The 26,766-nt window shown below is 32.6% G+C and carries 23 protein-coding genes; 22 read left to right on the forward strand and 1 reads right to left on the reverse strand.

What is annotated here, in order from left to right; translation table 11 throughout:
- The 9 genes from argB to AC1EUV_RS11585 all read left to right on the forward strand — a co-directional run bounded on the left by argB (position 1) and on the right by AC1EUV_RS11585 (position 8,406).
- Positions 1–777: an acetylglutamate kinase gene (gene argB / locus AC1EUV_RS11545; protein WP_480198866.1), complete on the forward strand. Its 777-nt coding sequence runs from the start codon at positions 1–3 to the stop codon at positions 775–777.
- Positions 774–1,835: a M20 family metallo-hydrolase gene (locus tag AC1EUV_RS11550; protein ID WP_480198867.1), complete on the forward strand. Its 1,062-nt coding sequence runs from the start codon at positions 774–776 to the stop codon at positions 1,833–1,835. The genes argB and AC1EUV_RS11550 overlap by 4 nt, the downstream gene beginning before the upstream one ends.
- Positions 1,832–3,106: an argininosuccinate lyase gene (gene argH / locus AC1EUV_RS11555; RefSeq protein WP_480198868.1), complete on the forward strand. Its 1,275-nt coding sequence runs from the start codon at positions 1,832–1,834 to the stop codon at positions 3,104–3,106. The genes AC1EUV_RS11550 and argH overlap by 4 nt, the downstream gene beginning before the upstream one ends.
- A 73-nt stretch (positions 3,107–3,179) precedes the next feature.
- Complete coding sequence (locus tag AC1EUV_RS11560) at positions 3,180–4,076, forward strand: TolB-like translocation protein (RefSeq protein WP_480198869.1); 897 nt, start codon at positions 3,180–3,182, stop codon at positions 4,074–4,076.
- 392 nt (positions 4,077–4,468) lie between these two features.
- Positions 4,469–4,783 (forward strand): Crp/Fnr family transcriptional regulator, encoded by a 315-nt coding sequence (locus AC1EUV_RS11565; RefSeq protein WP_480198870.1) that lies wholly within the window; start codon positions 4,469–4,471, stop codon positions 4,781–4,783.
- A gap of 145 nt (positions 4,784–4,928) precedes the next feature.
- Positions 4,929–5,714 carry an alpha/beta hydrolase family protein gene (locus tag AC1EUV_RS11570; protein WP_480198871.1) on the forward strand — a complete coding sequence of 262 codons (786 nt, stop codon included), beginning with the start codon at positions 4,929–4,931 and terminating at the stop codon, positions 5,712–5,714.
- Positions 5,715–5,731: 17 nt separating this feature from the next.
- Entirely contained in the window at positions 5,732–6,529 is a 798-nt protein-coding gene (locus AC1EUV_RS11575; RefSeq protein ID WP_480198872.1) for a carbohydrate kinase family protein, read from the forward strand.
- 185 nt (positions 6,530–6,714) lie between these two features.
- Positions 6,715–7,467, forward strand: coding sequence for a DUF6597 domain-containing transcriptional factor (locus AC1EUV_RS11580; protein ID WP_480198873.1), 753 nt, complete (start codon positions 6,715–6,717; stop codon positions 7,465–7,467).
- 39 nt (positions 7,468–7,506) lie between these two features.
- Positions 7,507–8,406 (forward strand): hypothetical protein, encoded by a 900-nt coding sequence (locus AC1EUV_RS11585; RefSeq protein WP_480198874.1) that lies wholly within the window; start codon positions 7,507–7,509, stop codon positions 8,404–8,406.
- Between the two features lie 8 nt (positions 8,407–8,414).
- Here the strand turns inward: AC1EUV_RS11585 and AC1EUV_RS11590 are convergent, their stop codons facing one another.
- Positions 8,415–9,173, reverse strand: coding sequence for a DUF481 domain-containing protein (locus AC1EUV_RS11590; protein WP_480198875.1), 759 nt, complete (start codon positions 9,171–9,173; stop codon positions 8,415–8,417).
- A 443-nt stretch (positions 9,174–9,616) separates the two neighbouring features.
- Between AC1EUV_RS11590 and hisG the strand changes: the two genes are divergently transcribed.
- The 13 genes from hisG to AC1EUV_RS11655 form a co-directional block, all read left to right on the forward strand.
- A complete protein-coding gene (gene hisG, locus AC1EUV_RS11595; protein WP_480198876.1) occupies positions 9,617–10,474 on the forward strand; it encodes an ATP phosphoribosyltransferase in 858 nt (285 codons plus the stop codon).
- A 1-nt stretch (position 10,475) separates the two neighbouring features.
- Positions 10,476–11,756, forward strand: a complete 1,281-nt coding sequence (gene hisD / locus AC1EUV_RS11600) for a histidinol dehydrogenase (RefSeq protein ID WP_480198877.1) — start codon at positions 10,476–10,478, stop codon at positions 11,754–11,756.
- Positions 11,756–12,790, forward strand: a complete 1,035-nt coding sequence (hisC, locus tag AC1EUV_RS11605; protein WP_480198878.1) for a histidinol-phosphate transaminase — start codon at positions 11,756–11,758, stop codon at positions 12,788–12,790. Before hisD ends, hisC begins: the two co-directional genes overlap by 1 nt.
- Entirely contained in the window at positions 12,791–13,924 is a 1,134-nt protein-coding gene (hisB, locus tag AC1EUV_RS11610; RefSeq protein ID WP_480198879.1) for a bifunctional histidinol-phosphatase/imidazoleglycerol-phosphate dehydratase HisB, read from the forward strand. It begins immediately after the preceding gene.
- On the forward strand, positions 13,924–14,505 hold the full coding sequence (gene hisH, locus AC1EUV_RS11615) for an imidazole glycerol phosphate synthase subunit HisH (protein WP_480198880.1): 582 nt from the start codon (positions 13,924–13,926) through the stop codon (positions 14,503–14,505). Before hisB ends, hisH begins: the two co-directional genes overlap by 1 nt.
- Positions 14,502–15,227 carry a 1-(5-phosphoribosyl)-5-[(5-phosphoribosylamino)methylideneamino]imidazole-4-carboxamide isomerase gene (hisA, locus tag AC1EUV_RS11620; RefSeq protein ID WP_480198881.1) on the forward strand — a complete coding sequence of 242 codons (726 nt, stop codon included), beginning with the start codon at positions 14,502–14,504 and terminating at the stop codon, positions 15,225–15,227. Before hisH ends, hisA begins: the two co-directional genes overlap by 4 nt.
- Positions 15,217–15,972 carry an imidazole glycerol phosphate synthase subunit HisF gene (gene hisF / locus AC1EUV_RS11625; protein ID WP_480198882.1) on the forward strand — a complete coding sequence of 252 codons (756 nt, stop codon included), beginning with the start codon at positions 15,217–15,219 and terminating at the stop codon, positions 15,970–15,972. The genes hisA and hisF overlap by 11 nt, the downstream gene beginning before the upstream one ends.
- Positions 15,969–16,565 (forward strand): bifunctional phosphoribosyl-AMP cyclohydrolase/phosphoribosyl-ATP diphosphatase HisIE, encoded by a 597-nt coding sequence (gene hisIE, locus AC1EUV_RS11630; RefSeq protein ID WP_480198883.1) that lies wholly within the window; start codon positions 15,969–15,971, stop codon positions 16,563–16,565. Before hisF ends, hisIE begins: the two co-directional genes overlap by 4 nt.
- Before the next feature lie 173 nt (positions 16,566–16,738).
- Entirely contained in the window at positions 16,739–19,558 is a 2,820-nt protein-coding gene (locus tag AC1EUV_RS11635; RefSeq protein WP_480198884.1) for a helix-turn-helix and ligand-binding sensor domain-containing protein, read from the forward strand.
- Positions 19,559–19,897: 339 nt separating this feature from the next.
- On the forward strand, positions 19,898–23,101 hold the full coding sequence (locus AC1EUV_RS11640) for a glycosidase (RefSeq protein WP_480198885.1): 3,204 nt from the start codon (positions 19,898–19,900) through the stop codon (positions 23,099–23,101).
- A gap of 13 nt (positions 23,102–23,114) precedes the next feature.
- On the forward strand, positions 23,115–24,521 hold the full coding sequence (locus tag AC1EUV_RS11645; protein ID WP_480198886.1) for an Ig-like domain-containing protein: 1,407 nt from the start codon (positions 23,115–23,117) through the stop codon (positions 24,519–24,521).
- A 30-nt stretch (positions 24,522–24,551) separates the two neighbouring features.
- Positions 24,552–25,391, forward strand: a complete 840-nt coding sequence (locus AC1EUV_RS11650) for a glycoside hydrolase family 16 protein (RefSeq protein WP_480198887.1) — start codon at positions 24,552–24,554, stop codon at positions 25,389–25,391.
- Between the two features lie 36 nt (positions 25,392–25,427).
- The coding region (locus tag AC1EUV_RS11655) for a PKD domain-containing protein (protein WP_480198888.1) at positions 25,428–26,766 on the forward strand (1,339 nt) is incomplete at its 3' end.

Genomic DNA, 26,766 nt, shown 5'->3' on the forward strand with positions numbered 1-26,766 from the left:
ATGGATACATTAAAAGTTATAAAAATTGGAGGAAACATTATTGATGATGAACAAGCATTAAATCATTTTTTATATGAGTTCTCTAAAATTAGATCACCTAAAATACTTGTTCATGGTGGAGGTAAATTAGCTACCAAACTTGCAGATCAAATGGGTGTTGAGGTAAAAATGACGAATGGAAGACGTATTACCGATAAAGATACTTTAGGAATTATTACTATGGTGTATGCCGGTAAAATTAATAAGAGCATTGTAGCTAAATTACAGTCTAATAATTGTAATGCTGTTGGTTTTACAGGAGCCGATGGAAACACTATAGTATCAGAAAAACGTCCCGTAAAAGAAATCGATTTTGGTTTTGTAGGAGATGTTAAATATGTAAATTCTGGTTTATTATCTCTTTTATTGAATAATAGAATTACACCAGTGTTTTGTGCTATTACTCACGATGAAAATGGGCAGCTACTTAATACCAATGCAGATACAATTGCAGCAGAATTGGCTATTGGATTAGCTCAAAAAATGCAAACAGAATTATATTATTGCTTTGAAAAAAATGGAGTGTTAAGTGATGTGAAAAATGATAATTCAGTAATTGAGTCTATAGATACTATCTCATATAAATCTTTACTTAAAAACGACATTATAGCTAATGGCATGCTTCCAAAAATGACAAATTGTTTTCATGCCTTAAATAACAACGTAGATAAAGTTTGTATAGGGAAACCAGAAATGCTTTTCAACGAAAAATCAATATTTACAACAATTCAGTTATGATAGATAACTTAACTCTAGATGCTATTGAGCTTTTAAAAAATTTAATTGCGACCCCTTCATTTTCGTCAGAAGAAAATAAAACGGCGCTATTAATTGAACAATGGTTTAAGCGTTATAAAATTCATTTTCAACGAAATAATAATAATGTATGGGCTACAAATCAATGCTTTGATACTAAAAAACCAACATTATTATTGAACTCGCATCACGACACAGTAAAACCTAATAATGGTTACACTAAAGATCCTTTTACAGCTATAGTAGAAGATGGTAAATTATATGGTTTAGGTAGCAATGATGCAGGTGGTTGTCTAGTTTCATTATTAGCTACATTTAGTTATTTCTATAGCCATAAAGATTTAAAATATAACTTGGTTTATGTTGCTTCTGCTGAAGAAGAAAGTAGTGGTGAAAATGGATTAAACAGTATACTCTCTGTTATTCCTGAAATTGATGTGGCCATTGTTGGAGAACCAACGTTGATGAATTTAGCTGTCGCAGAAAAAGGACTAGTAGTTTTTGATGCTGTAATAAAAGGAACTCCAAGTCATGCCGCCCATCCTAATGATGATAATCCAATATACAAAGTAGGTAAGGTGATTAACTGGTTTAATGATTTTCAATTTAATAAAACTTCAGAAGTTTTAGGAGATGTGAAAATGACGGTAACGCAAATTAACGCAGGTAAGCAACATAATGCTGTTCCAGCCGAAGTGAATTTGGTAATAGATGTTCGCGTTAATGATAAGTATTCTAATACTGAAATAGCTGAAATGTTGAAAAATGAATCATCTTGTTCAGAGATAACCCCAAGAAGTTTAAGATTAAATTCATCTTCAATACCTACGGATCACGATCTAGTTAAAGCAGGCATTGCTTTAGGTAGAGAAATCTATGGTTCACCTACATTGTCTGATCAAGCTGTGTTGACTTGCCCTTCATTAAAGTTGGGTCCAGGTGATAGCACTCGATCACATACTGCAGATGAATTTATTTATATAAATGAAATAGAAGAAGGTATAGATATATATATTAAACTTTTAAAACGAGTATTATGAAGTTGTGGGACAAAGGATTTTCAATAGATAAAAAAATAGAGCAATTCACTGTCGGTAATGATAGAGAGATCGATTTAAATATTGCTAAATATGATATTCAGGCTTCTTTAGCTCATGCCAAAATGCTGAAACATATTGGTTTAATTTCTGATAAGGAATTATCTGACTTGGAGAAAGGATTACAAGAATTACATGAGCAAATGGAAGAAGGAACTTTTGTTATAGAAAATCAATTTGAGGATGTACACTCTAAAATTGAATATGAACTCACAGAGAAGTATGGTGAGGTTGGCAAAAAGATTCATACTGCTCGCTCTAGAAATGATCAGGTGCTAGTTGCATTACAATTGTATTATAAAGATCACATTAAGTTTATTCAAAGTAAAACTAAGGTCTTATTTGATTCGTTGCTTAAACTTGCAGAAGCTCATAAGGATAAGTTATTACCTGGTTATACGCATTTACAAGTAGCAATGCCTTCTTCATTTGGTTTATGGTTTTCAGCTTATGCTGAATTGCTTATTGACGATACTTATCTATTAAATGCAGCTTTAAAAACTGTGGATCAAAACCCATTAGGTTCGGCAGCTGGTTTCGGAAGCTCCTTTCCTATAGACAGAGAATTTACTACAAAAGAATTAGGCTTTTCAACTTTAAAGTATAATGCCGTAGCTGCTCAAATGAGTAGAGGTAAGAGTGAAAGAACTGTTTCCATAGCTCTATCTGGTTTAGCAAACACATTAGCACGATTCGCAATGGATATTTGTTTGTATATGAGTCAGAATTTTGATTTTATAAGTTTTCCAGATGAATTTACTACTGGTAGCAGTATTATGCCGCATAAAAAGAACCCAGATGTTTTTGAACTAGTTAGAGGTAAATGCAATAAGGTTCAAGCCTTACAAACGGAAATGGTTTTGATTACTAATAATCTGCCCAGTGGGTACCATAGAGATTTTCAATTATTAAAAGAGAATATGATAGGTGGTATTGTTGATATGCTCAATGTATTAGATATTTTCACATACAGTATACAGCAAATAATTGTTAAGGATGTAAATATAAATGATGAAAAGTATAAATACTTATTTACGGTAGATAGTATTAATAATTTGGTGGTTGAAGGGCAGTCTTTTAGAAACGCTTATCAGCAAATTGGTAAGCAAGTACAAGAAGGTTCATATAAACCAGATACTTCAAAACACCATACACATATTGGTAGTATAGGTAATTTGTGTTTAGACGAGATTAGAAAGAAATTTCCTAAATAAAAATCGATAGATTTGTAGGTAAAATAAATATATCCGTAACATGGATATACATGTGTAGGTACTAATTATAGAAATGAACAGACTTAAAATTATCTTAATATTTACAATTAGTGTTTTGAGTTGTAAAAATGAAACAGAAGATACCAAAATGCAATTTTTAACGGAAGAGATTCCAAAAAATATCCCAATTGAATTTAAGACAGATGTTATTCCAAAGAACAAACTAATTCACAAAGGAACATTCAGTCCCGACTTAAAAGCTTATTATTATACCATTTCTGACAAAACCTTCGAGAATTTTGAAGTGTTTGTAATTAAAAAAGAAAGTGGAAAATGGACTGAACCTAATGAAGCTTTTTTTAATAGCATATATAATGAACACGGAATGAGCTTTTCTCCAAGTGGAAATACGCTTTATTTCAGCTCAACAAGACCCGTAAATATTGAAGGTGTTTATCACACATGGCATATTTGGAAATCTGATAAGGTGAAGGGAGAATGGACGGATCCAGTTTTTGTCGACATACCAAATTTAAGGCATAAGTTAATTTCCCATCCAACAATTTCCAATTCTGGAACCCTATACTTTCATTCTAGTAATCCTGACTATAGTGAAATGGATATTTACCAATCAAAGCAAGTGAGGGGTAAATTTCAAAACGCAAGAAAAGTTTCCTTCGAAGAATCTATAAAAATGGGTAAATGTACTCCGTATATTTCACCAAAAGAAGACTATCTGATTTTTGCCTCAATTGGTAATCAGCTCGATCTAATGATAAGTTTCAACGACGGAAATGGGAATTGGGTAAATACAAAAAAATTTAACAAAACTATAAATGATTCTGGGCAAGGTAATCCATTTGTAACGCCAGACAACAAATTTCTATTTTTTACCATTGGTAATAATCAAGATAAAAACTGGAAAATCAAATGGGTTAATATCGAAGCTGAACTAAAAAATAACCAATAGCAAAAATGTGTATAGTTAATTGTTACTTTTTTGCTGACCTCTACCACACAAAAACTTTGTATATTTCGTTAGGGGAATAGTCCTTGTGGACAATTCCAGAACGAAGCCATACATAAACCGTTATCTACAAGCAAATCGAAGACATAAAAAATATATATCGGCATTTTGAAACGTATATCAAACTTTCTGAAGATTTAAGAATAGAACTTACTGATCGCTTAAAAATAAAAGCCTTTAAAAAAGGTGAATTAATCTTAGATGCAGCTCAAATTTGTAAGGAAAGTTACTTTATTCAGAAAGGAACATTAAGGGCATTTTTTTTAAAAGACGGCAAAGAAATAAGTGAGTTTTTTTGTGGAGTTAATGAATGGATGAACTCTCCTAAAAGTTTTATGCAAAGTACAACAGATATATACTATATAGATGCTATCGAAAATACCACCACTTATGTTTTAAATGTAAATGATCTTGTATTTCTTTTTGATAATTACCCGGAGATGGAACGATATGCTCGATTATCTATGGGGAGTGTTTTTGGACACCTTATGGAGCGAGTAGTATCTATGCGATTTACCACTGCAAAAGAAAGATACGTACATTTTAAGGAAGTTTATGCTGACTTATATCCGCGAATTCCTCTTGGCATGGTAGCCTCCTATTTGGGGATTACCCAAGAAACATTGAGTAGAATAAGAACTGAGAAGTGATTATTTGATATACATCAAAGGTTAGATAATACTTGTTCACTAGATTTGAATTTTAAATTAAAGTCGAATGAGAAAAAAAATAAAAATATCAGTTATAGTTGTTGTATTAATTCTATTCTCAGGATTTATACACCTTTTTACTTATGTGCCCAAGTTATCAGACAAACACGGGGTAGTTGAAGCCAAATTATATCTCGGTGAATCTGAAAAACAGCCTTTATTTGTTGGTTTTGGAGGTGGTGGAGGCGGAAATGATTGGGTCAGAACTTACCTAAAGGAGAAACGCGACAGTTTGAATAATAAAGGCTATGCTGTATTGGCTATTGGCTATTTCAAGTCTCATGGAACACCAAAGCATTTAGACAGAATTTCGCTTGATGCTATAAAGGACACAATTTTATCTATTGCACAACATCCTAAAATAGATGAATCAAAAATTATTTTGTTTGGAGGTTCACGTGGTGGTGAGCTGGTGTTAAACTTAGCCAGTAGATATAAGGAATTTAAAGGTGTAATTGCAGGCTCCACATCTCATGTAAGTTTTCCGGCTATTACTTTGTATGCAAATACATCTTCATGGACATACAAAAACGAGGAAGTTCCTTACGTTCCTGCACCGTTAAAAACAATTTCACCCGCTATAAAAGGAGACTTATACACCGCACATGCAATGATGCTTGAAGATAGTGAAGCAGTTAAAAATGCTGAAATTCAGGTAGAAAAAATAAATGGTCCGATTCTCATTATTTCAGGTAAGCACGATGACCAGTGGCCGGCTTCTGCAATGTCAGAGCAAATTATCAGACGACTTAAGGAGCATAATTTCGGACATTCTTATTTGCATTCCCAGCTTAATGGTGGACACATAGCACCATTGGAACATTTCAATCTTGTTTATGAATTTCTTGAAAAACACTTTAAAACCAAATAACTAATTTTAACTTCTAAATGAAAATAACTGCATTAACATCTTTCTGTGTGGATTTATTTCCAGAAGTAGATAAAGTTTACGTTGGGGGAAATTCATTAAATTTTGCTGCTCAATGCAAAATTTTAGGATATGAAAATACGTCAGTAATTGGTGGAATTGGTAAAGATAGATTTGGCGAATTAATAGAAAATCAATTAGATAAATTAAGCATAAACCGTTCTAGATTATATCAGATTAACGAACCAACTGCGTCAAATAAAATTTTTATTGATGAAAGAGGGGATAGATACTTCAAAGAAGACAGTTGGAATGGTGGCGCCTTTGATAAATTTAGATTATCAGAAAATGATTGGAATTCATTAGCCGGAAGTAGAATTGTTGCAATGCCAGCAGGAGACCCTAACTTAAAAGAACTATTAAAAAGACGAAATGGAAATCAATCAATAGTTATTGACTTTTTAGACTATTTAGGGATTGACTTCATCAAAGAACATATAGACAATATTGATATTGTTTTTTTGAGTGGTAAAGAAGAAATACTAGATGAACTACAAGAACTTTCTTTACAAAAAGGGAAATTAATAGTGTCTACCCTAGGAGCAAAAGGTAGCGTAGCTTTTTTTGAAAATAAAAAATACTGTCAAAAAGCGATTGAAGTTCATGAAATTGTTGATACAACTGGTTGCGGTGACGCATTTCAAGCAGCTTTTACTATTGAATGGCTGAAAACTAAAGACATTGGGAAGGCTTTAATGACAGGGGCAGTTGCTGCTAGTAAAGTTTTGAATTTCAATGGGGGAGTTAAACAAGAGTAAAAAGCTACACACAACAACATACATAGTTCATTTCGGCTGAATTCCTAACCGGAATTGCTTCGTCAGTTCCCACTTTGTCCTCGTGTCATTACAATTCACTATCTTTCGACTACGTCGGATAATCATAGCTGATTTTTCGAAGCGAGCTATACATAAAAACGAAGTGTGTAATTTGAAGAACGTAAATGGTAACTCACGAATTTGAAACAGACCTAAGGTTAAAAGATTACATACATTCTTATTGGTATTACAGAATTGGAACAAAAGCTGTAAAGCATTTTGATATTTTTCCCGATGGTCATTTTTGTTTGGTAATCAATTTTAAAGAAGGTATAATAGTAGATAAAAGACTTACAGGGATTTGGACAAATACCGCTTCAATCAGTTATTTTGAAGATGAAGAAGTATTGGGCATAAGCTTCCATCCTTTTGCCATTGGAAATATATTCAAATTTAGTATAAGTACACTGCTTGATGATTCATTATACATCACATCATTGTCTGAATTTAATCTTAACGAAGAATTACTGATTACCAACCTCAAAAACTCAAAATCGCTTGTAAATTACTTAAATGAACAATTTCTAAAGTTTACTGAAAATATCCAACCTGACAACCGTTTGAAAAAGTGTTTTAAACTTATCGATGAATCGGACGGAACTATTACTGTTAATGAAATTTCCAAATTAGTTGGTTTAAGTGCAAGACAATTAAATAGATTAGTTACCGAAATGATTGGTATAGGAATTAAAGAATATTCTAAAATAATTAGGCTTAAAAGAAGCTTAGTAAAAATAAAACAAGGACATTCTTTTTATCAACATTATTATGACCAACCTCATTTTATTCGTGAGCTCAAAAGATATACAGGAGCTAAACCAAGCGATTTAGACTTAAGCAATAATGACCGATTTATACAATACTATTACTTTGAATAATCATAGTTTTGTGAGAAACCAACAAAGATTTAAAAACCAATGAAAACACTCACTAAGAAAAATTTTAATAAAGCCAAGGATTTTATACTAACAAATGCTAGGATGATAGAAAGGCGTTTGTTCGATTTTTACTTTGTAAATGGCAATCCTGAAGGTGTTTTTCATTCGGTATACGCATACAGAAATGCTGACGGTGGCTATGGACATGGCATGGAACCAGATACCGCATCGCCAGAAAGTCAACCTCTCTTTAGCATTATGGCACTCGAAACGCTTGATGAAGTAGGTTATCTGACCAAAGAAATCATTCTAAACGACTTTATATCCTATTTTGAAAGCATTACAACAGAAAAGGGAGGAATTCCTTGGATGTTTAGACCAACTAGTGATTACCCTTGCGAAGGGCATTTTAAAACCGTTAAAGAATGGGCAGCTTTAAGCACCACGGCTCCTTTATTAGGAATACTAGAGAAGTATAATATTAATATCCCTTGGATGGAAAAAGCAGAACAATTTGTTTGGAGTGAGTTTCAACGTATAAAAGAAAAACATGTGTTTTGTTATTTATGTGTGCCTAGATGGTTAACATTTTTAAAGTATACTAAAAGTCAAGATAAGGCAAAGAAAGTACTTAATGATTTGAAGAATTGGATACTCGCTGAAGGAGTTCTATGCAAGGATACAGAAGATCAAGGCTGGGGACTTTACGGTAAACCACATAGTTTAAATTATGCTTCTTCACCTAATGGTATGTTATCTCAATTATTTACAAAAGACATGATTGATGCTGATATAGAAGAGTTAATAAATAGACAAAAAAATGATGGTCGATGGGATACCTGGTACGGAATTAGTGAAGGTACTAAACTAGAGTGGGCAGGCATACAAACACTATGGGCGTTAAAGACTTTAAAAAATTACGATAGAATAGAGAACTAACAATAAGATCAATAGTTTTTTAAAGTAAAACCAAAAGTTAAAAATCTATCTTCTTGTTTTTGACTTTCTACCACAACTCCCTCAAATGTATGTAAGTAGTTTATTTTAAAATTTAAAAACTTCCAAACAGGTAATTCTAAGCCAAGATCTGCTTGCCACCTAAAATTATTACTCTGCTCAAGAGACGGTTGAAAATAACTTTCATGACTTATAATTACCTTATCTTTTAGTAAGTAATATTTACCATTTACCCAAACGGTGCCTCGAAAGGTTTCAATTATGTTATTCCCATCAAAATCAGAACGATTAAAGTCAGTTTGAGCGAAGTCTGTATATTCATATTCACTAGAAATAGATAATTTGAGCCAATGCTTTTTCTTATTTAGAATTCTAAATGTAACACCCGCACCCGCTAGATAGCGTAAATCTATTTCTCTTCTAAAGTTTGTGCTTACAAAACCAAGGGCAAATGGATAGATCTTTTTCTCAGGATTGATATATAAGAAATTAAGACTTAAGATGTCTTCGTCTGCCTTTTCTTTACCGAATTCCTGATAAATATAGGAGTTCTTAGTTTTAAAGACCCAATTTTTCCAAGGCTTAAAATTCAAATCAGATTTAGCTCTAAAAATTAGCGTTTCTACATTTCCTCCTTGCCAAAACCCTGTTAAAGAGAGATTAGCTTTAAAGTTGAGTGAATCACTTTCATTGATTTGAGCTGAAATAAATATGGGACATAATAATAAATAATACCAAACCTTTTTCATCCTGTTTTATAAAAAATAATCTATATAAAAACTAATATCAGGCTGCAAGTATATAATTTTATAATTAATTTATATTTTAACAGATACAGAAAAATTGAGTTAATGAAAAAATATTATATAAAAGATAATTTATAGTATTTAAATAAAGAATTTAATTAAAATGCCATATTGTTTTTATTAAAATGATAAAAATTAATAATATAAAGTATTTTAATAAATAATTGTTGCAGCTTACTCATAATATTTTATACATTTGACTTATCAAATTAAAACAATGAGCTTTATTCAATTACATCGCCATCATTCTCATACTTGCATTCAAGCGAGCTGAAGATGTATTGAATAATTAAAAATATATTTTAAACCCGTTTGAGTAAATCAAACGGGTTTCTTTTTTATAGCAAGATTTCCGGAAAGATTTACTCAAATATTAAAAGTATGAAATGAGTAAGTTAAAAATAGCCGTACAAAAGTCTGGTAGATTAAATCAAGATTCGTTGCAGATATTAATAGACTGTGGTATTTCTATAGATAATGGTAAAGATCAGTTAAAAGCTTCTGCTAGTAATTTTCCGTTGGAAATATTTTACTTAAGAAACGGAGATATACCTCAATATCTAAAAGATGGCGTAGTAGATGTTGCTATAATAGGTGAGAATGTCTTAATAGAAAAAGGAGAGGACATTAATGTTGTTGAAAAGTTAGGTTTTTCTAAATGCAGAGTTTCCTTGGCAATACCTAAAGAAGAAAGCTACTCTGGAATTGAATATTTCGCGAATAAAAAGATTGCAACGTCCTATCCAAACACAGTAAAAAAGTATTTGTCTAAGAAAAATATTACTTCTCAACTGCATATAATCAATGGTTCAGTAGAGATTGCTCCAAATATTGGATTAGCCGATGGCATTTGCGATATTGTATCAAGCGGATCTACTTTATTTAAAAACAATTTAAAGGAGGTTGAAGTAATTCTAACTTCAGAAGCTGTCTTGGCAATTTCTTCAAAAATTAATGAGTCAAATACGAAAATTTTAGAAAGATTACGGTTTAGAATGCAATCTGTTCTTAAAGGAAGAGAATCTAAATATGTGTTATTAAATGCTCCCAACGGAAAGCTTGAAGAAATTATTAATGTTTTACCAGGTATGAGAAGCCCAACTGTTCTACCCCTAGCGCAAGAAGGTTGGAGTTCTGTTCATTCGGTAATTACTAAAAATCAATTTTGGGAAATTATTGACAAGTTGAAAGATAAAGGAGCTGAAGGAATATTAGTTTGTCCAATTGAAAAAATGGTGTTGTAAAATGAAACTAATTGAATATCCAAATAGAGAAGATTGGCCAGATTTATTGAAGAGACCAACTAAGTCAGTGACCGATATAGAAACTACTGTGAACCAAGTGTTTGAAGATGTAAAAAGAAGTGGTAATATAGCTATAGAGAAGTATACATCAATCTTTGATGGAGTAATAATAGAAAACTTGACTGTTTTAGAAGATGAAATTATAAAGGCAAGAGATAATGTTTCTGTTGAATTGAAGCAGGCTATTAACTTGGCTAAATTGAATATTGAAAAGTTTCACCTAGCACAAAAAACAGAGCTTGTATTTCAAGAGACTCAAAAAGGAGTAGAATGCTGGCAAGAAAAAAGACCTATAGAAAAGGTAGGATTATACATTCCGGGAGGAACTGCACCACTGTTTTCAACCGTTTTAATGTTGGCTATTCCGGCTCAAATTGCAGGATGCAAAGAAATTATTTTATGTTCACCACCAAATTTAAATGGAAAAATCTCAGATGAAATTTTATACACCGCGAATCTTTGTGGGGTGACTAAGATTTGTAAAGTTGGAGGAATCCAAGCCATAGCAGGATTAACTTTTGGAACACCAACAATTCCTCAAGTATATAAGATATTTGGACCAGGAAATCAGTTTGTAACTGTGGCAAAACAATTAGCGACTAAATATGGGGTAGCGATTGACATGCCAGCGGGGCCAAGTGAATTACTGATTGTTGCTGATGACTCTGCAATTCCAGCTTATGTGGCTTCAGATCTATTAAGTCAAGCAGAACATGGAGTAGATAGTCAAGTGATTTTAGTATCAACTTCAGATAAACTTATAAAATTAGTTACTACTGAAGTGCAAAAACAACTTTTAGAATTACCAAGGATAGAGATCGCTTCAAAAGCAATTGAAAACTCTAAATCCATTTTGGTGAAAGATAAAGAGGAGGCTCTTGACTTAATTAATCAATATGGCCCAGAACACTTTATTGTTTGTGCAGAAAATAATGATTTTTTTGTAGATAAAATAGCAAATGCAGGATCAGTTTTTATTGGTAATTATACTCCAGAAAGTGCTGGAGACTATGCTTCAGGTACAAACCATACACTACCAACCAACGGATTTTCGAAAGCATATTCCGGAGTTAATTTAGATAGTTTCACAAAAGCTATTACGTTTCAGAAAATATCAAAAGAAGGGATTAAAAATATCGGACGCTCAATTGAACTAATGGCTGAAGCTGAAGGTTTACAAGCACATAAGAATGCGATTTCAATAAGATTAAAGGATTTATAATGGATGTATTAAACCTAGTTAGAGAGAATATAAAGAATATGAAACCATATTCTTCAGCCCGTGATGAATTTAAAGAGGCATCTGGAGATATGATTTTTATTGATGCAAATGAAAATCCTTTTGAAAACGGATTAAATCGTTATCCCGACCCTCAACAATTAAAAGTTAAGCAACAACTTTCAAAAATTAAAAATATTGCTATAGATCATATTCTTTTAGGTAATGGAAGTGATGAAATTCTAGACTTAATATTTAGAGCATTTTGTGAACCAAACAAAGATAATGTTATCACGTTGCCACCAACTTATGGCATGTACGAAGTTTTAGCTAATCTGAATGCTGTTAAGCTCATAAAAGTAAATTTAAATGTAGATTTTCAACCAAATATTGAAAACATTATAAGTGGGATAAACACTAACTCTAAACTTTTGTTTTTGTGCTCGCCTAACAATCCAACAGCCAATAGTATTGAGTCTAATAAAATTGAAAAACTTCTTAAAGAGTTTTCAGGTATAGTTGTAGTAGACGAAGCTTACATCGATTTTTCAACTCAAGAAAGTTGGTTGAATAGATTAAACGAGTTTCCTAACTTAATAGTTACTCAAACATTTTCTAAAGCGTATGGAATGGCGGCTATTAGATTAGGTGTTTGTTATGCTTCAAAAGAAATTGTTTCAATTTTAAATAGAATAAAGCCGCCTTACAACATTAATAAGATTACACAGCAAGAAGCTTTGATGGGTTTAAAGAATAAAAATAAAATAAAGCAAGAAGTTTTAGAAATTCTTATGCAAAGGAAAGTGTTAAGCGAGAACCTAAAAAGTTTGCCTTGGATAAAAAATGTTTATCCATCTGACGCTAATTTTTTATTAGTAAAAGTTGATAATGCAGATAAACGTTATAAACAACTAATAGCTAACGGAATAGTTGCAAGAAATCGTTCAAAACAACCTTTATGCGATAACTGTATACGGCTTACCATTGGAACTAAAAGTGAAAACCAACAATTAATTACAATTTTAAAAAGCATATAAATGAAGAGAGTTCTTTTTATAGATAGAGATGGTACCATTATAAAAGAAACAACTGATGAGCAAATTGATAGTTTCGAAAAACTAACTTTTTACCCAAAAGTATTTCAATATTTATCAAGAATTGGCAAAGAATTAGATTTCGAAATAGTTATGATTACGAATCAAGATGGTTTGGGAACTGGTAGTTTCCCAGAAGACACATTTTGGCCAGTTCATAATTTTATCATTGAAACTTTTGAGGCCGAAGGCATTAAGTTTGAAGAGCAATTTATTGATAGAACATTTGTGAAAGATAATGCACCAACTCGTAAACCAATGACAGGATTGTTAACTAAGTATTTTTCTAAAGAATACGATTTAAAAAATTCATTTGTAATTGGCGATCGTCTAACAGATATAGAACTTGCAAAAAACTTGGGGTCTAAAGGTGTTTTTATTAACGATAATACCAATTTAGGGACTAATGAAGTAACCGTAAAACGAGATGAGTTAGATAAATTTATTGCTTTAGAGACTAATGATTGGCAGCAGATTTACGAATTTCTAAAGCTTAAAGAAAGAACAGCAACACTAACCAGAAATACCAACGAAACAAAAATTAAAATAGACCTTAATTTAGATGGTTCAGGAAAGAGCAATATTGATACTGGTTTAGCATTTTTTGATCATATGTTAGATCAGCTAGCTAGACATGGTCAGTTAAACTTAGATATTAAAGTGGATGGAGATTTAGAGGTTGATGAACATCATACAATAGAAGATACTGCAATAGCTTTAGGAGAAATTTTTAATGAGACTTTATCAAATAAATTAGGAATTGAACGTTACGGGTTCTGTTTACCGATGGATGATTGTTTAGCTCAGGTAAGTATAGATTTTGGTGGGCGTAATTGGTTGGTTTGGGATGCTGATTTTAAGCGTGAAATGATTGGTAAAATGCCAACAGAAATGTTCTTTCATTTCTTTAAATCATTTACAGATGGAGCCAAATGTAATTTAAATATTAAAGCCGAAGGAACTAATGAGCATCACAAAATAGAAGCTATTTTTAAAGCTTTTTCAAAAGCCATAAAAATGGCTATAAAACGAGATGTAGAAAAAATGATTTTGCCATCAACTAAAGGAATACTTTAATGAATGTAATAATTATAGATTATGGCGCAGGTAATATTAAGAGTATTCAATTCGCTTTTAAAAGATTAGGTATTGAAGCTAAGCTATCAAATAGAATAGATAAAATTAAATCAGCCGATAAAATAATTTTTCCAGGAGTTGGAGAAGCAAGTTCAGCGATGCAAAAACTTAAAGAATCTGATTTAGATAAAGTTATTCCAGAGCTTAAGCAGCCCGTTTTGGGTATTTGTTTAGGAATGCAATTAATGTGCAATTCTACAGAAGAAGGGAATACAAAAGGGTTGGGAATTTTTGATGTAGAAGTCAAAAAATTTTCAAACCAAGTTAAAGTTCCTCAAATGGGTTGGAATTGTATTTCAAATCTAAATTCTAATTTGTTTAATAGTATAAAAGAAAATGAATACATGTATTTGGTTCATAGTTACTATGCTGAAAAATGTAAGCAAGCAATTGCCATTACAGATTATGAATTTGAATATGCTTCAGCTTTAAAAAAGAATAATTTTTTTGGTGTTCAATTTCATCCCGAAAAAAGCGGAAAAGAAGGACAAAAAATATTACAAAATTTTTCAGAATTATGAGAATTATACCAGCTATAGATATTATAGACGGCAAATGTGTACGTCTTACAAAAGGAGATTATAATACTAAGAAGGTGTATAATGAAAATCCTCTTGAAGTTGCAAAACAATTTCAAGATTCAGGAATTAAATATTTACATCTCGTAGATTTAGATGGTGCTAAAACCAAGCATATAGTAAATTATAAAACGCTTGAGAATATTGCCAATAAAACAAACCTTAAAATCGATTTTGGAGGAGGATTAAAATCCTATAAGGATTTACAAATAGCATTTGAAAGTGGAGCCAATCAAATTACCGGAGGGAGTATTGCAGTTAAAAAACCCGAAACTTTTAAAAACTGGATTAAATGTTATGGTGGAAACAAAATAATTCTAGGAGCCGACTGTAAAAATCGTAAGATCTCTACTAACGGTTGGTTAGAAAACTCAAAGATTGATGTTGTAAACTTTATAAGCGATTATGAATTTGTAGGAATAAAATATGTGATATGTACAGACATAGATAAAGATGGGATGCTTCAAGGTCCATCTATATCACTTTATAAAGAGATTTTAAGAAAATCTGATGTCAATTTAATTGCTAGTGGAGGAGTTTCATCAATGGATGACATTAAGCAACTTTTTGTTATCGGTTGTGAAGGTGCCATTATTGGCAAAGCGATTTATGAGAATAAAATTAGTTTGAAAGAACTAGAAAACTTTATTGTAAATGCTAACTAAAAGAATTATTCCTTGTTTAGATATTAAAAACGGAAGAACTGTAAAAGGAGTCAATTTTGTTGATTTACGCGACGCAGGCGACCCAGTGGGATTGGCGAAACAATATGCTGCTTTCGGTGCAGACGAATTAGTCTTTTTAGATATTTCTGCAACTTTAGAAGGAAGAAAAACTATGCAAGAATTAGTTCTTAAAGTTGCTGAACAAGTAAATATACCATTTACTGTTGGGGGTGGAATATCTACTGTTCAAGATGTAGATATATTACTAAAAAATGGAGCTGATAAAATTTCGGTTAATTCTTCAGCTATTAAAAGGCCGGAATTAATAAATGAGCTTGCTAGTAAGTTTGGAAGCCAATGTGTTGTTGTAGCTATAGATGCTAAAGAAATTGACGGGAATTGGAAAGTTCATTTGGCTGGAGGTACAATTCCAACCAAATTAGATTTATTCGAATGGGCTAAAAAAGCTGAACAGCGAGGTGCTGGAGAAATTTTATTTACTTCTATGAATAACGATGGTACAAAAAAGGGCTTTGCTAATAAAGCATTATTCAGATTGTCAACCGAATTAAACATCCCAATTATAGCATCTGGAGGCGCCGGAAATATTCAGCACTTTGTAGATACTTTTAAAATCGGGAAGTCAGATGCAGCTTTGGCAGCTAGCGTTTTTCATTTCGAGGAAATTACAATTAATGATTTAAAAGAAGAATTAAAAAATAACAACATAGAAGTTCGATTATGAATATTGATTTCAACAAAAATAAAGATGGATTAGTTCCAGCGATTATTCAAGATAGTAAAACAAAAAATGTTTTAATGTTAGGTTATATGAATGAGAAGGCTTATAAAAAAACCTTAACTACAAATATGGTAACCTTTTATAGTCGTACAAAGCAAATATTATGGACGAAAGGGGAAGAGAGTGGAAATACTTTACAGTTAGTAGATTTAAAGCTAGATTGTGATGGTGATACTCTTTTGGTACAGGTAAATCCAAATGGACCTACATGTCATACGGGAAGTGATACTTGTTGGAATCAAAAGAATACTCGGTCTTATGGGTTTCTATCACAATTGGAAAAAGTGATCCAAGAAAGAAAGGTTGATTCAGAAAATCAAGATTCTTACGTTGCTTCACTTTTTAACAAAGGAATAAATAAAATAGCTCAAAAAGTTGGTGAAGAGGCTATTGAAACTGTAATAGAAGCTAAAGATTCAAATAACGATCTGTTTTTAAATGAAAGTGCTGACTTGTTATTTCATTACTTGATTCTTTTAAAGGCCAAAGGATTTGAGTTAAACGATATTGTTCAAGTTTTGGAAAAGCGTTCTTGAAATTGTTTATAGTAAGATTGTACAACAAATAGGAGTAGATAGTATTAAATAAAAGTGACTAAATAGGTGAATACTATAGAATTCAAATAAATTATTAGCATAATAAATATTAAGTGTTGGTTGACATAATAATTTGTATTATTGTAACATTGATGTATACTTATTATTTATAAGTGAATTTATATAAAAAAACAACTTTCTTTATACTTAGTTTATTATGTGCGTTAATTACTGCACAAGAATTACCACCTATCCAAAATTTCCCTCCGACCGAATATAATGCTCAAAATCAAAATTGGGCAATTACTCAGTCACAAGATAAACTAATCTATTTGGCAAATAATGAAGGGCTCTTGGAGTATAATGGTGCAAACTGGTCATTGCATCCTTCACCTAATGAGACTATAATGAGGTCAGTGACCGCAATAGGTAATAGAATATATTCAGGTTACTATATGGAGTTTGGTTATTGGCAAAAAAATCAATTAGGTAAGCTAGAATATAAGTCGCTATCCAAAGAGTTGAACATAGAATTAATGCAGGATGAAGAATTCTGGGAAATTATCGGAATTGATGATTTTGTGGTTTTTCAGTCTTTAAATAGAATATATATATACAATACCCAGAGTAAATCTTTAAAAGTTATTAATTCAAATGAGACTATCGTTAAGATGTATAAGATTGACGAGAGCATTTATTTTCAAAGAATAGGTAAGGGGATTTTTAAGGTTGAAGACGGTAAGGATGTATTATTTATAGATGATGAACTAGTTAAAAATAATGAAGTGATTAATATGTTCTCAAATTTTTCTGGATATTTTATAGTTACTCGCTCTAATGGTATATATAATTATGAGAACGGTATATTAAAAAAATGGAATAGTGAAGTGAACATCAAGCTAAAAGATGAAAGTGTTTATGATGCTATTCAATTAAGAGATAAAAATTTTGCTTTAGGTACAATTGCTAACGGACTGCTATATTTTAATCAAAAAGGCGAAGTTTTATATCAGATTAATCAGAATAAGGGACTTTTAAGTAATACCGTTTTGTCAGTTTTTGAGGATATAGAGAATAATATATGGTTAGCTCTTAATAATGGTATTAGTTACATAAATATTAATTCACCCTTAAGAATTTATAAAGATCAAAATGGAATTCTTGGTAGCGTATACGCTTCTGCTATTTATAATAGCAATTTATATTTAGGTACTAACCAAGGGCTTTTCTATAAACCTCTTTTAGAAGATGTTGAGTTTAATTTGATTAGTGATTTACAAGGACAAGTATGGAGTTTAAAAATTATTGACAATCAACTATTTTGTGGTCATCATAAAGGTACGTATGTAGTTAATAATGGTCAAGCAGAGAGAATTTCTAATATTCAAGGTACTTGGAATGTTTCTGAACTAGATAGAAAATCGAATTTATTAATTCAAGGAAATTATGACGGCCTTTATGTATTAGAAAAGAATAATGACAATTGGAAATTAAAAAATAAGATTAAAGGCTTTAATAATTCTGCAAGGTATTTTGAAGTTTTAGAAGATTTTATTTTTGTGAATCATGAATATAATGGGGTATTTAAAGTTAAGGTAGATAGTACTCTTTCCAATGTTACAAATATTACAATAGATAGTTTGCTAAAGGGAGCTAACTCAGGTATTATTAAATATAAAGATGATATTTTATATGCATATAGAAAAGGAGTTTTTAAATATGATTTAAATCGAGAAAAGTTTATAAAAGATAGTATTTTAAGTAGTATCTATTCTGAAGATACTTATATATCCGGAAAAATTGTACTTGATAAGAGTCAAGATAATTTTTGGCTGTTTACTAAACCTAATTTAACCATTGTTTCTCCCGGTGAATTAGCTAATTCACCTAAAATTAAGCAAATACCAATTACTTATGAAGAGAGAAATGATGTTGTAGAATACGAGAATATAATAGATATCAATAACCGAGATCAACATTTGATAGGGACAAGCTCTGGATATATGATAGTAGACCTAGATAAGCTTGCAATAAAAGATTTCATAGTTTATTTAAGTAGTATTAAAAACGGTATAAATAAAGATCATAGTACTACCGATCATCTTTTGAATAAAAATGTAGATGGTAACTTCACCAGTAGCCAAAATAATCTAAGAATATCTTACTATACGCCAAATTATAACAAATATTTAAAGCCCAACTATCAGTTCCGTTTACTAGGAATTTATGATGAATGGAGTGACTGGTCTAAAGAGTCATTTGTATTTTTCGAAAACCTTCCTGCTGGTAAATATTCCTTTAACGTACGAGCCAAAATAGGAGGCAAGATTTCTAATAATGTAGCTACCTATAATTTTAATATTGCTAAGCCGTGGTATATTTCTAATCTAATGTTGTTTGTGTATGGACTAGGTGTTATTTTGTTTTCAATATTTATGCACAATATTTATAAGCAATACTACCAGAAAGAACAACAAAAACTAATTGAGAAAAATAAAAGAGAACTAGAATTAGCCAGAGTTCAAAATGAAAAAGAAATTATTAAATATAAGAATGAAAAACTTCAAAAGGATTTTCGAGAGAAAAGTAATGAGCTAGCAGCTTCAACAATGAGCATTGTTAAGAAAAATGAACTATTAGCCCAGATTAAAGAGCAACTATTAGCTTCGAAGGTTAAGGATAAAGAATCAATGAGACCAGTTATAGATATAATTGATAGAAGTTTAAATCACAAAGATAATTGGGAATTTTTTAAAGAAGCATTCGATAATGCAGATAGAAAGTTTTTCAAGAAACTGAAGAATATACACCCAAACCTATCGCCAAACGACTTAAAGTTATGTGCTTATTTAAGACTTAACTTGTCTTCTAAAGAAATTGCACCAATGTTTAATATTTCAGCCAGAAGTGTCGAAATTAAGCGATATAGATTGCGAAAAAAAATGAACTTATCAAGTGATAAAAACCTTGCAGACTATATAATTAGTTTATAATTACCTCAACAGATAAGTTTTTTGCCACAACATTACCTCAACATCCATCATTAATTACAATAACCATATAGCTTTTTAGTAAAATTATGAACATTGCATATTGTGCTTAGATACAATAAGAATGTATTAAAAAAACGAATTATTCTTTGCTGTGTATATTTTTTGTAGGGGTCTTTTTTGTGGATTTAGCAATTATTCACAATAATTTTATTTCCTCATTATCAAAGCACCTACAAGAGAATCAATTTTATTTAGACTCCTCTTAAGTCCTTAAACTAAATTCAAGTCTCGATTAAGGTGTTTTTAGACTCAATAATGAAGAACTAAAAACTAAATACAATGAAAAAAAATCTTCTAAGTGTTTTTTTAATCTTAATTACAATTACCGCTTTTTCTCAAGCGAATAAAGTTAAAATTGAAAAGAACTCTGATGGAATGAAACTCGTAGTTGACGGGAAAAATTTCATGATCAATGGTGTTAACTGGGATTACGTTCCTATTGGTACCGATGTTACCAATGCCAATTTTTATGAACAATCTGATGATGTTATTATGGCAGGTCTCGACCATGAAATGGGGCTCTTAAGAAACATGAATGTAAATGTTTTAAGACAGTATGTTGGTGTGCCAAAAAAATGGGTCACTTACATTTATGAAAAGTATGGAATCTATACTTTGCTTAACCATCAATTCGGACGATACGGATTAACAATCGATGGTGTTTGGACGCCAGTAACAGATTATTCAGATGCTAGGACTCAAGAGATTTTGGTCTCTGAAATGATTCAACTAGTTAAAGATTACAAAGATACACCAGGTATCTTGATGTACATGATGGGAAATGAAAACAACTACGGACTATTTTGGCAAGGAGCCGAAACCGAAGATTTTCCAGAAGGAGAAGAGCAAAAAAGAGCAGTTGGAGAGCGCAGAGGTAGACCAATGTATAAATTGATGAATGAAGTCGCTATAAAAATGAAAGCATTAGACTCTAATCATCCCGTAGCAATATGTAATGGTGATGTATTATTTATTGACATTATTGCTGAAGAATGTAAAGATGTTGATGTTTATGGAGCTAATACTTATAGAGGAGAATCTTTTGGAGATTTCTTTCAAGTTGTAAAAGATAAATTAGACATGGCACTAATGTTTACCGAATTTGGTGCTGATGCCTATAATGCTTTAACTGATAAAGAAGACCAATACTGGCAAGCACATTACAATTTGTTGAATTGGAAAGAAATTTATGAGAATGCAGCGGGATTAGGAAAAGTCGGTAACTCAATTGGTGGTTTTACTTTCCAATTTAGTGATGGATGGTGGAAGCTAGGTTTTGATAAGCGTGAAGATGCTGATACACATGAAACAGGAGCGTCATGGAGTAATGGAGGTTATTACCATGATACCAAAGATGGTTCAAATAATATGAATGAAGAATGGTTTGGTATCTGTGCCAAAGGGCCAACAGATGTTCGCGGTTTGTACGAATTGTACCCTCGAGCTTCTTATTATACATTGAAAGAAGCACATGCTTTAAATCCCTACCAAAATGGTATGACTGGAGATTTCATCAGAGACTATTTTGATAAAATTAATATAATGGATGCGGTTCTAAAAGCTAGAGGAGATAAAGCTGCGTTAGATGCAAAAAGTGGTAGCGGAGCTATAATCCGCCTTAGCCAATTAAGAGCTGAAATGACAAGCTTTTATACTGGCGGGAAGTTGTTGACTACCCCAGAGACTGCAAACCCTGATGAGAATGTCTTTCCTGATGAGACGGGTTTTGATCACATGCAGTCCTTCTATATTGGTGTTGAAGGAAACCCGGCACCTGGTGTTAAAGCCAATGTGAATTTTAATGTTTTAGGGAATGTTGCAGAGAACCCAATCGATCAAATTTTTTATGAAGATGTTGGTAGGCCAACAACTGTACAAGGCGCTGGAGCAAACGGTGGAGAGACAATAACCGTAAATGATCAAAATAGAATTAGATTGTATCAAGCTGAGTTTGAGTGGAAAAATAAACTAGCAGATATTAAATGGTTTTATAGAACAGGTCATTATCATTGGGGTTATGAAGGAGATTTCTTTGGGTTATACCCTGAAGCGAATTATGGGCCCAATCTAGACCTTTATAAAGGAGAGATACAAGGAACTGAGGTACATGGTAAAGGTAAGTTAAAAGGATTGGCTGCTGCTTTTGGTCGTCAATTATGGTGGGGAGCAAACCCTACAGCTTTACTTAAATATCAAAAAGACATACATGGTTTTGAGGTTACTGGTATCTATCATAGAGATTTTGAGCAAGATATTGAACTAGATGTAAACGGAAATCGGATAATAGACCCAAACTTAGTTAGAAGTCGTGTAATTCCAGCATGGCCTATAGAGCGTGCAACAGTTGTTGTTGAGAAGGAACTTGGTGATTTTGGCTTTACTTTTGGAGGCATTTGGGGTGGTAGCCCTTTAAATGGTATTAACTTTCAGGACGTAAAGGGCGAGTCTGGTAATTATATTGTGTATCAAGACAGAATAAACTCCGATGATAATTGGGGTGCTAAGGCAAAAATCACCTACTCTAAAGGTAAGTTTAATTGGTATGCCTTAGGATCTACTGCCGGGTTGGTAGCTAATGGTGGCGTAGACCAAACACAAAATTTTTCCGGATGGAAATTAAAAGATAATGGAAGTGGAAACCAAAATAGTTTCTTAACTGGTTTTACCTATACTATTGGAAATTTACAAATTGCTCCTAACTTTTTATGGCAAGAGCCTTTAGTAAAACCAATACCACTAGATGCTACAGGTCCAGCTGCGCCAAGAAATTTCATTAACGATCCGTTTGCTGTAAGAGCAAATCGTAAAACTACAGCAGGAGAGATTATATTGACTTTTGACCCTACACCGGGTTCATGGTTTTATGCATGGGATAATGATCGTGTTGAAGATGCAAAATTTGCCTTTAACCTAGGTTATGTATATCGTCATTTTCCAACGACTCAAGACACACATGTTGGTTTTAATGCAGACGGAAGCTTTTTGATTTTTCCTAATTCTGCTCCAGCTAAGGATTTATGGGAGGTTCATTCGCGCATTGTATCTAAAATAAGTTCTGACTTTAAGATCATTGCTAATTTATATGGTGGTAATGCACAAGCGCTAGGTAGTGATCCGCGCACTATTGAAAGGTTTGGTATAGAAGCTAAATCGATTTATAAAAATTGGCAATTTCAAGGAATGTTTAAAGTAAATGATTGGGGACCTTATGATTATCATCGTGATTTTAATTTAACCTATCCATTACAAATGTCTTTAGACATCTCTACAACTATAGGGAAACCAGATTGGTTTATTTTGCCAGATACTAGAATTGGTATTCGCGGTACTTGGAGATCACTTGATCAATACTCACCGCGTTATTCCCCAACTGCAGTGCCTCCAAATACATTCCCTCCATTACCAGTATTGAGTCCAGTTGGTTTTGATGATGGTCAGGAATGGGAAATTAGAACATACATACATATTAACCTTGGAAAATAATAACGTCATGAAAATGAAGAATAAAAAATATTTCAGTTCTATAAGCATCTTAATGGCTTTAATTTGTATTTCACTGGTAAGTTGTGAAAGAGACCTTTCTGATGATGCATTTTTTGCAACATTCCCTCCTAACGGAGACGTTTTTATTGATGGCTTTTCGGCGGGTTTAAATTACTTTCCTTTTGTAGATGCAGGAGCTGACCCTGAAGCTTTTAGTGTAGTTACAGATGATGTGTTTTCTGGGAATTTGGCTATGCGTTTTGATGTACCTGCATTTGGCAATGGTTTTGTAGGAGCTGCGTTTAATACAACAGCTAGTAGAGACCTTTCTGGGTTTGATGCTTTAACGTTTTATGCAAAAGCATCGCAGGCGGCGTCAATAAATGAAATAGGTTTTGGTATCAATGATGCGAACGGTAATAAGTATCAAGTGAGTTTAAGTGGCCTTGGAATAAGTACCAATTGGAAAAAATATGCCATACCAATTCCAGACCCTTCTAAACTTATTAATGAAAGTGGATTGTTGTGGATTGCAGAAGGTGCTTCTTTCGATGGAGATGAAGGAGGATATATATTTTGGTTAGATGAGGTTAAATTTGAAAAATTAGGCACAGTAGCACAACCACAGCCGGTTATTCTAAATGGTCAAGACCTTGTACAACAATCGTTTAATGGTAGTGTAATTAATTTAGCGGCTGGCGGTCTTACGCAAACTTTAAATGTAAGTGGTGAAAATGTTACCGTGAGCGCAAAGCCAGGATATTTTTCATTTAATTCAACAAACCCGAGTGTTGCAACTGTTGATGAGAACGGTATAGTGAATGTTTTAAGCCAAGGTACAACGGCTATTACTGCTAATTTGGGTGGTGTTTTAGCAGATGGCTCTCTAGAATTAACTTCGGGTGGTGATTTACCTGAACCTCCCGTTCCTACACAATCTGCTGATGATGTTAAATCTATTTATAGTGATTCTTATACTTTGGTTACCAATAGTAATTTCAATCCTGGTTTTGGAGGCTCAACAACTCAAACCAGTGAAGCAAATTTAAATGGTAATAATGTTCAAATCTATTCGAATAATAATTTTACTGGTATTTTATTTGACAATACCGTCGATGGGTCTGAAATGACTACCCTTCATGTGGATATCTATACTCAATCAGCGGGAACAAGTTTAGAAATTCAAATAAGAGATGTAGGAGGTAATGGAGAATTAGAGACCAATGTTTTTAATGGCTTCCCCGACGGAGACGATAAAGATTTTAGGTTTACTGCTGATGGTTTGCAAGTAGGTCAATGGACTTCTATTGAAATACCTTTAGGTGGTGATTTAGCTGCACAAAAAAATAATTTAGGAGCTCTTATATTGGTTGGTGGACCAGATTTCATATTAGACAATATTTACTTTTATAAAGAATAGATTCGATAGATAAAATTTAAAAAAAAGAAGATGAACAGTTTTAAAAAAAATATAAAAATAAAAAGGATACTATTCCCTTTTCTTCTAATGATAACTTTGTTTATCGCTACTGGTTGTGAAACGGACGAAACGCAAGAGGTAGTTACATTTACAAATCTTGTGTTAGAGGATGATTTCGATGTTGAAGGTGCACCTGATTCTTCACTATGGACCTATGATATAGGAAGAGGACCTAATGGAGATGGCTGGGGTAATCAAGAATTACAGTATTATACAAGTCGCTCTGAGAATGTTAGAGTAGAAAATGGGTTTTTAATAATTACAGCAATTCAAGAATCTTTTGAGGGCGCAAATTATACTTCTGGACGTCTCATTACAAAAGGAAAGTTCGATCAGCAATATGGCCGTTTTGAAGCACGTATAAGATTGCCATACGGACAAGGTATGTGGCCTGCATTTTGGCTTCTAGGCTCAAATATAGATCAAGTAGGTTGGCCACAATGTGGTGAAATTGACATATTAGAAAATGCGGGATCTAGACCCACAATTGTAAGTAGTGCTCTGCACGGACCCGGTTATAGTGGAGGACAGCCTATATTAAAAGAGTTTGATTTTGTTAACGATAGAGTAGATACTAAATTTCATATTTATGGTGTTGAGTGGAGCCCCAATGAAATTAATTTTTATGTAGATGATAAACTATATCACACAGCCACTCCTGATGATGCTACGGGAGAATGGGTATTCAATAACGGTCCTTTTTACATACTAATAAATCTTGCAGTCGGTGGTGTATTTGATGGACCGCCAAATGCAGAGACTGTTTTTCCGCAAAGTATGATCATAGACTACGTACGCGTATATCAATAATAGAAAACAAGCATATTTAACTAATAAAAAATAATCATGAAAGAATTAATAAAAAAATCAAGAATACTTTGGTTAATAATACTTGCCGTTTCCTTTTTTGGATGTGAAGAAGATGACGACGCAAGTCTACCTCAAATTGTTGCAAGTTTTGTACACACAATTGATGAAGATAGAGGGGTGGTAGTATTTGAGAACCTATCGGAAAATGCAAATAGTTATGTTTGGAATTTTGGTGACGGAACTACTTCGACTCTTATTAATCCGGTAAAGGTTTTTCCAACTGGAACATATACAATTACCTTAGAAGCTTCAAATTCAGCAGGGGCATCTGCAACTTTTGAAGATGAAATTGTAATTAATATTCCTCTACCAATTAATTTCCCTGTAAATTTTGATGATCCAAATGTTAATTACGACGTTACAACCTTTAATGGGGCATCTTTTGCTATTGCAGCGAACCCCGATCCATCGGGTTCAAACACAAGTACTTCTAATGTAGGAGCAATTACCAATAGTGGGGCTGCCTTCGAAGGTATTTTCTTTGATGTAGGAATGCCTATAAGTTTAACAGAGTTGAAATCTGTAAAATTGAATTTTTGGTCTGATGCTCCGGTTGATGTTTTAATGAAGTTAGAAGAAGGAACAGGCGCTGATGTAGAAACTATTGCAAGTCATGGTGGTACGGGTTGGGAAGAAATTAGATGTGATTTTGATTCTGACGCTAGTTATTCAAGAATAACCTTATTTGTTGATGGCCCTGGTACTGCGTCTGGTACATTCTATATAGATGATATCATGCAAACTGAAACTCCAGAACCAACTAATGGTTGTAATGATGTTCCCGTGGCGGCTACGTCACTGCCTTTAGATTTTGAGGGCTGTGCTACCTTCCCTTCAGGAGATAATTTTGGAAATGGAATTACATCTGAATTAGCGCCAAATCCTGCAAAAGAAGGCATAAACACTTCTGATTTTGTATTGAGAGTTGATAAACCAATAGATTCTGATTTCTTTGCTGGAATTCAAAATACATTTGCAGAGAATTTTGATCTTTCATCAACAGATACATTTAAGTTAAAAGTATATTCTACAAAAGCTGATGTTGTTTTTAGATTTGAATTATTAGCAAATCCTAATGATGGAAGTATAGGAAATCCAGCTCCAGTATTTGTGACTATTCCAACTGCAAATGAATGGGTCGAAGTAGAATTTATATTTACGGGCCTACCAGCTGGACCTAATGCTTACAATCAATTGGTTATCAAACCGGATAATGATCAGTCTGATAGTGCAATTACAAATGGAGGAACCTATTATTTAGATGACCTTACGTTAGAAGAAGGAGGTGGTTCTACAAATGATGATGTAATATTAA

The organism is Maritimimonas sp. 2304DJ26-3 (assembly GCF_056591635.1).